Annotated in this window: 5 protein-coding genes; 1 reads left to right on the forward strand and 4 read right to left on the reverse strand. The window is 58.4% G+C overall.

Going from position 1 to position 6,618, the window contains the following annotated elements:
- Nucleotides 1-399: 399 nt before the first annotated feature.
- Complete coding sequence (locus tag GYK42_RS28685) at nucleotides 400-1,479, reverse strand: tartrate dehydrogenase (RefSeq protein ID WP_166450263.1); 1,080 nt, start codon at nucleotides 1,477-1,479, stop codon at nucleotides 400-402.
- 103 nt (nucleotides 1,480-1,582) lie between these two features.
- On the opposite strand from GYK42_RS28685, the gene GYK42_RS28690 reads away from it, so the two are divergent.
- Nucleotides 1,583-2,482, forward strand: coding sequence for a LysR substrate-binding domain-containing protein (locus GYK42_RS28690; protein WP_166450267.1), 900 nt, complete (start codon nucleotides 1,583-1,585; stop codon nucleotides 2,480-2,482).
- 4 nt (nucleotides 2,483-2,486) lie between these two features.
- On the opposite strand, the gene GYK42_RS28695 is transcribed toward GYK42_RS28690, so the two are convergent.
- From GYK42_RS28695 to GYK42_RS28705, 3 genes are all read right to left on the reverse strand, one after another.
- Nucleotides 2,487-3,977 (reverse strand): DUF3482 domain-containing protein, encoded by a 1,491-nt coding sequence (locus tag GYK42_RS28695; RefSeq protein ID WP_166450264.1) that lies wholly within the window; start codon nucleotides 3,975-3,977, stop codon nucleotides 2,487-2,489.
- Entirely contained in the window at nucleotides 3,974-5,452 is a 1,479-nt protein-coding gene (locus tag GYK42_RS28700; protein WP_166450265.1) for a DUF2868 domain-containing protein, read from the reverse strand. Before GYK42_RS28700 ends, GYK42_RS28695 begins: the two co-directional genes overlap by 4 nt.
- A gap of 62 nt (nucleotides 5,453-5,514) precedes the next feature.
- A complete protein-coding gene (locus GYK42_RS28705) occupies nucleotides 5,515-6,204 on the reverse strand; it encodes an acid phosphatase (RefSeq protein ID WP_166450266.1) in 690 nt (229 codons plus the stop codon).
- Nucleotides 6,205-6,618 lie beyond the last annotated feature (414 nt).

Below are 6,618 nucleotides of genomic sequence, written 5' to 3' on the forward strand. Positions count from 1 at the left end.
TGTTACTTTGCCGTTTTACCGGCACCGTCATTGCTGACGGGTCGCTCACTCAAAAAACTGACAGGCCACTACTTTCGTAGCGCCTATTTCATTATTTCTTGTGAACATTTGATATTTTAAGTTTTACAGCGATCCGAAGATCGCTGCTGCACTTGCATCAAATGCCCACACTTATCGACTGTTAATTGTTAAAGAACTGTATTCGGTACTGCTTTCGCGCTATCGACAAAGCGTTGTGTTTGTCAGCTGCGAAGAAGGAAGAGTATGAAGCATTTCAGCACAATCGTCAACTCCTTCTTTTACTACTCATCGCCGTTTCCGGTGATCCTCAAGTGCCGCATTTGACTGCGTCTCATTGGGGAGGCGAACTATAGCAAAGCCACCCACGGGCGGCAAGCTTTATTTCAGCAATTCGGCAACTGCCATGCCCACATCGGTCGTACTGGCGCTGCCACCCATGTCCGGCGTACGCGGGCCATGCTCGAGCACCTGTTCAATGGCGCGCAAAACCGCGTCATGCGCCGCAGTGTAATTGGCGTCGCCATTACCGAGGAAGTCCAGCATCATGGCGCCCGACCAGATCATGCCGATCGGGTTGGCGATATTCTGGCCGTAGATATCGGGGGCGGAACCGTGTACCGGCTCGAAGACAGAAGGGAACGTGCGCTCCGGATTGATATTGGCCGATGGTGCGATGGCAATCGTCCCCGTACAGGCAGGGCCCAGGTCGGACAAGATGTCGCCAAACAGGTTTGAAGCCACCACCACGTCGAAGCGCTCGGGACTCAATACAAAGCGGGCCGCCAGGATGTCGATATGGTATTTATCCCAGCGCACATCGGGGAAGCTCGGCCCCATCGCCTCCACCCGCTCATCCCAATACGGCATGCTGATGGCAATGCCATTCGACTTGGTGGCCGATGTCAGGTGTTTCTTGGGCCGGCTTTGCGCCAGTTCGAATGCGTATTTCAATATCCGGTCGACGCCCTTGCGCGTAAACACGGATTCCTGCAGCACCGTTTCGCGCTCCGTTCCCGCGAACATGCGCCCACCCACGGATGAATATTCTCCTTCCGTGTTTTCACGCACCACATAAAAATCGATATCGCCCGGTTTTTTATTCGCCAGCGGGCACGGCACGCCCGGCATCAGCCGCACGGGACGCAAGTTGACGTACTCATCGAACTCGCGCCGGAATTTTAATAAAGAGCCCCACAGCGAGATATGGTCGGGCACCTTGTCCGGCCAGCCCACGGCGCCAAAATAGATGGCGTCGAAATCCTTGAGCTGCGCAAACCAGTCCGAGGGCATCATTTGCCCGTGTTCCAGGTAATAGTCGCAATTGGCCCACTCCATGGTCGTGAACTGCAGGTTGATATTGAAACGACGGGCAGCCGCTTCAATTACACGCAAGCCCTCCGGCATGACTTCATTGCCGATGCCGTCGCCGGCGATGACGGCGATTCTGTGTACGGGCATGAGATTCTCCTGTTTATAGATGGAAGCTTCGATGATACTGGCGTCACCTCAGAATACAATCAGGGGATTCATAACCGCAGTATTCACATTTCGTGGTCAATCAATGAACAATACGCCATTGCTGGAAGACCTACGCCTCTTTTGCCAGGTCGCCCATAAAACCAGCTTCGCCGCCACGGCGCTGGAACTGGGCATTTCCAAGGCGGTAGTCAGCAAGCGCATCGGTATGCTGGAAGCTGCGCTGCAAGTCCGTTTGCTGCACCGGACCACACGCAGGGTCAGCGTCACCGATCACGGCGAGATCGTGCGGCAATGGGCGCAGCGCATTTTGGAAGATGTCAAACAGATGGGGGAAGCGGTAGCGCAGTCCAAACTGCAGCCGCAAGGCCTACTGCGCATATGCTCTAGTTCCGGCTTCGGGCGCAACCGGCTTGGTCCCGCCCTATCCCAGCTGGCACGGCAATATCCAGACTTGAGAATACAGTTGGAATTGCTCGACCGCCCCATCGACCTGCTGGGCGAAGGTTTCGATCTCGACATTCGCATCGGCGCGGTCCATGAACCTGACCTGATCGCCCACCGTATTGCCAGCAATAGCCGCGTACTATGCGCCGCGCCCGCTTACCTGGCACAACGCGGAACGCCGGACACCCTGGCGCAATTGCGCGAGCATGACTGCATCGTCATCCGCGAACGCGACCAGGATGGGCGGCGCTGGAAACTGCAAGGGCCTCACGGGCTGGAAACGATCAAGGTCGATGGGCCGCTGTCGGCCAACAATGGCGAGATCGTCCATCAATGGGCCCTGCATGGCCACGGTATCATCTTGCGTTCAGCATGGGATGTGGAAAGCAGCCTGGCGCAAGGCAAGCTGGTGCGCATTTTGCCCGCGTATCAACAGGCTGCCGATGTGTGGGCGGTGACTACGTCGCGACTGTCGAACTCGGCCAAGGTCAGGGCTTGCGTACAATTTTTGCAGCATTGGCTGCGGGCCCGTAAGTGATTATCTACACCAGGCGCGCCACATCCGGATACAGGCGCGCCAAGGTATCGGAGGTGATCAACGATATGAGAGGCAGGACGCGCTCGGCGGCTTGTTCCGGCGATTTCTCCCGGCGCACTTCTTTCCACAGCTCCACCAGAGCGGTGTCATGGCGCGCCACCGCCTGCTCGACTTCATCTTGCCAGAAGGCCGGCGCTTCGCTTTCAACGAAATTGCCGCGGCCACGGCCAAAGTGCGCCACTGCCAGGTAACGCAGCACGCCCGCCACCACCAGGGTGCGCAAGAAGGCATCCGTAAATTGCATCGTGGGTTCATTGCGGTCAGTGCCAGAATTGAAGCCCCAGGCTGCGCCCGCGAACGTCAGCGCACCAACCACGCCGCCAAGCAAGGCGCCCGTGCCCAGGGTCAGGCCGCCGGAAATCAGGTCGGCCGACAGGCCAGTCGCGGCCCCCGAAATCATGGCGCCCAATAGCCCAGCTTGCGCCTTGTCGATCGGTGCGCGCACGGCGAAATTTTCCCGTATCCGACTATTGATCTTATGCGCATCGGTCGGGTCGAGTTTGTGCAAGATCAAAAGCTCACGCGTGGTGACACCGCTGTGCGTATTGAGCCGCGCCACCAAGCTGGCCATGGCCTTTTCCTGGCGTTGCTGTTCTGCATTTTTGCCGATGCCCACGACCTGCAAGGCCGATTTCAGCAAGCTCTTGGAGGCGGGCTCGATGGCTTCGCGATCCTGCCCGGCCACCGCCAACTGCGTGGCCAGCAAGTGCATGGCTTGCCGGAAACGCGCCGTATTCTGCTCTTGCCACGCAGCAAACAAACGCGCATAACCCGCTTGCTGCGATTGCGGCAACAATTTACCCACGGCTTCGTAAAACACGCGTTCATGTACCCAGCAGCGGGCAAAGGCATCGAGCGCCAGGACGTCGCGCACGATTGGATACTGCTGCAAATGCTCGCGCCAGCGTGCCTGCTCGCTGTGTTCCTCATTGCCAGGGCGCGGCGGCCCCATCTGGTTGAGCAAGACCACCACGGGCTTATCGAGCCAGGCGAGGATTTTCATTTCCGCCGGCAAGTAGCCCGCATCCTTGGGATGCTCCGAGGAATTGACCAGGTACAGCACCACGTCGGCGGAGTCCTTTGCCGTGCGCAGCGCTTGCTGGCTGAGCCAGAACGGGCGGTCGCGATAACGGTCCAGCACTTCGCGCAGGAACCAGCCGATGGGATTGCCTGACTGGCCCAGGCGCTTGAGCAGGCGTACGGAGTCGCCAAAGCCGGGCGTGTCCCACAATTGCAAGGCATCACCCTGCGGCGTTGCCAGCAAGGTATGCGATTCCGCAAACACGGTCACGTGGGCGGCGTCGCGCACTTCGCCGATGTCCACGCCCACCAAAGTGCGCGCCAGGGTCGTCTTGCCATTATTCGTATGCGAAATCAGCGCAAACTGAATCTGCACCGCATCATCTTGCACATCTTTATTCACATTCACACTCATGCTGCTGCCGATACTTTCAAGCCGACACCTGCATCAAGCGGGTGCAAGGCAGGGTTGAGCAAATTGACCACGGTGGCCGTGGTTTTATGGAACTGGCAGAACTGCTGCCACAGGGCGACGCGCTCCGTCAGGCGCGCACCGTTATCGACCTGCTCGCCAGCGCGCTCCAGGTAGCTGGACTCGTCGATCAGGACGGCGATGCCGCGTGCCGACGATTGCACCAGGTAATCGAGGAAGGCGCCATGATTTTCCTTTTCCGGCGTCGCCGTCAGATTGAACAGCACGGCCGTGATATTGACTTGCGGATCGTTCAAGTCCGTGCCGCGCAAAACGTCCTGCGGCTCTTCGCCATACGACGTCGATGGACGCAGCATCATGCGGCCCTGCTCGCCGAACAGCATGATGGACAGCTGCCCCAATCCCATGTGGCGTGCTTCATCGACAGTAAAGCTGTATGGCAAGACGCGCAGCATGCCGCCCGTGGCCACGCCAATGCTTTCATTGAGCTTGCGGAAATACGGTTGATCGAGATCCAGCGGAAAGTGCCTGGCCAGGTGCGCCGCGCGCCAGTTGTTGACCAGGGCCAGGATCAGGCGGGGGACGACGACCAGCAGAAAAATCGTTGCCGCATACAAATGCACCCAGCGGGCGCCGCCTTCGACGGTCGTCGTTTGGGGGAAGCGCAGCGCTTCGATTTCCGCCAGCGAGAAACCTTGCAAATGAAACAGGGCAATCGCCGGCGCAAACAGGGTTGAAAGCAGGCTGTGCACCTGGCCGGGATTCAAAAAGGTGCTTTCCCAGCCGGCCGCATATTGCGACAGGAAACCGCGCGCATACAGCGAGGCAACGGCGCCGATGGCAAACATGGCGGCGCTCAGGTGGATGGTACGGCTCAGGCGCGCGGCCGTCAGCTTGGCGCTCAAGTGCGCCCATTCCCCCATGAAACTGAGCAAACCCGAAGACAAGGCGTGCGGCAGCTTGCGCGGCAGGGCCAGGCGGCCCACGCTCAGGTGGCGCACCAGTCCCGCTTTCGGCCAGCCGAGCGAGTGCGAGGGGATGCATAGCCAGATCAGCAAGCCCAGGTAGACCAGCACATTCCAGGCGATAATCAGCAGCAAGGGCGCCGACAGCAGATCGACGCGATGGGGATCCGTGATGCGATCGAGCCCGGCTCCCAGCAGCAAGGCCAGCAGGGGCAGGGCCAGCGCCAGGGTTTTCATGCCGTTGCGACGCTTCGCGAAGGCAGCGAAGGCGGGGGTGCGCTCGGTGATGCGCTTGATGATCAGCTCGGAACGCTGCTGCAGGAAATCGTCACCTGTCACTTCGGCCTGCTTGCCCGAAGCTTGCCACTGCGCAAGCTCACGCGCACTGCGGCTGGCATACATGCGGTCGTCCTCGCTGAGGACTTCTTTTTTCTGGTCGGCCGTCTCGATAGCACGGACCAATACCACTTCTCTCGCAATCTGCTCGTTCATGGTGCTCCTGTTTTTGTATGAAACGACAACTCGACAGGCAGATTGTGACGTACTTTTGTGTTTCAGGCCAACGCGTCCTCGGACCGGAACAAATGATGCAGCAGATATATGAGGAAAGAAGCGATCCAGGCAGACCACAAGGTGTGCGTAAAAAATTGTGCACCTTGCAACTGTTGCTGCCAGCCTGCCGCCAAACCACACAGCAGCATGACGCCGGCGAACAGAAGCGCCGTGCGTGGTCGTCTTGGCAGGCAGAACAATGGCAAGGCCAACATCCACCAGGCAGTGTTTGCCTGGGTAGCGGGCAGGCATGCCATGGCAGATGCGCTGGCCGGCAACGTTTCCAGCAGGCGCGCGTACGGCTCCATTCCGCCATAGCGCAACAAATCCGTGGGACAAGGCACGTCGCTGAAGGAAAAGAGCCAATAGATGCTTAGCGGCACGAAGATAGCCGACAACGCCACCACGCGCAAGGCGCTGCGGCGTGATGCAAGCCAGGCCAGCGGATGCAAGGTGTCCCAGACGGCCAAGCCGATCAAAGCGACACCAAGCAAGATCATGCCGAACTGGAAACTGCTTACCCACGCGCTGCCAGCACCGGCAAATTGCCCCCGCGCCCCGTCGAACATACTGTCGGCGATCATGAGGTCGAGGTTGCTGTAATTGCCGATCCAGAGTATCAGCATGGCCGATAGCATCAGGATACTATCGATGCCTTTGGGAGTTTTGACGAGTTTAAGCTTGGCCAACATGGATGCACACGTTACTTGATGAGAATGGAAGTCATCGTACAGTGTCAATATGAAGAGAACATGACGATGCCCGCCATGTACAACATGTGGTGATAAATGGCAAAGGCAGCGCGCAGCGCTGCTTTTTTTTCGTCCTTTTGTATGGTTTGGCTACCCTGTTCGGCTTGCGTGGTTGTCGGATTACGCTACGCTAATCCGACCTACCGCCATCCAATAAACGTAGGTCGGCTTAGCGCTGCGCGCGTAAGCCGACGCCACCACCGGCGCCAGACAAAACCACCAGACGAAAAAAAAACCCCACCATTGCTGGCGGGGTTTTTCTCTACTGCGAATAACAAGCCTGACGATAACCTACTTTCACACTGGTTGCAGCACTATCATCGGCGCAAAGTTGTTTCACGGTCCTGTTCGGGA

It is taken from the genome of Janthinobacterium lividum (assembly GCF_011601275.1).
GTDB classification, from domain to species: domain Bacteria; phylum Pseudomonadota; class Gammaproteobacteria; order Burkholderiales; family Burkholderiaceae_D; genus Janthinobacterium; species Janthinobacterium lividum_E.

What these genes read in the sequence shown, in the direction of transcription:
- GYK42_RS28705 (WP_166450266.1), bottom strand. Translation starts at nt 6,204, where the DNA reads ATGTTGGCCAAGCTTAAACTCGTCAAAACTCCCAAAGGCATCGATAGT.
- GYK42_RS28700 (WP_166450265.1), bottom strand. Translation starts at nt 5,452, where the DNA reads ATGAACGAGCAGATTGCGAGAGAAGTGGTATTGGTCCGTGCTATCGAG.
- GYK42_RS28685 (WP_166450263.1), bottom strand. Translation starts at nt 1,479, where the DNA reads ATGCCCGTACACAGAATCGCCGTCATCGCCGGCGACGGCATCGGCAAT.
- GYK42_RS28695 (WP_166450264.1), bottom strand. Translation starts at nt 3,977, where the DNA reads ATGAGTGTGAATGTGAATAAAGATGTGCAAGATGATGCGGTGCAGATT.
- GYK42_RS28690 (WP_166450267.1), top strand. Translation starts at nt 1,583, where the DNA reads ATGAACAATACGCCATTGCTGGAAGACCTACGCCTCTTTTGCCAGGTC.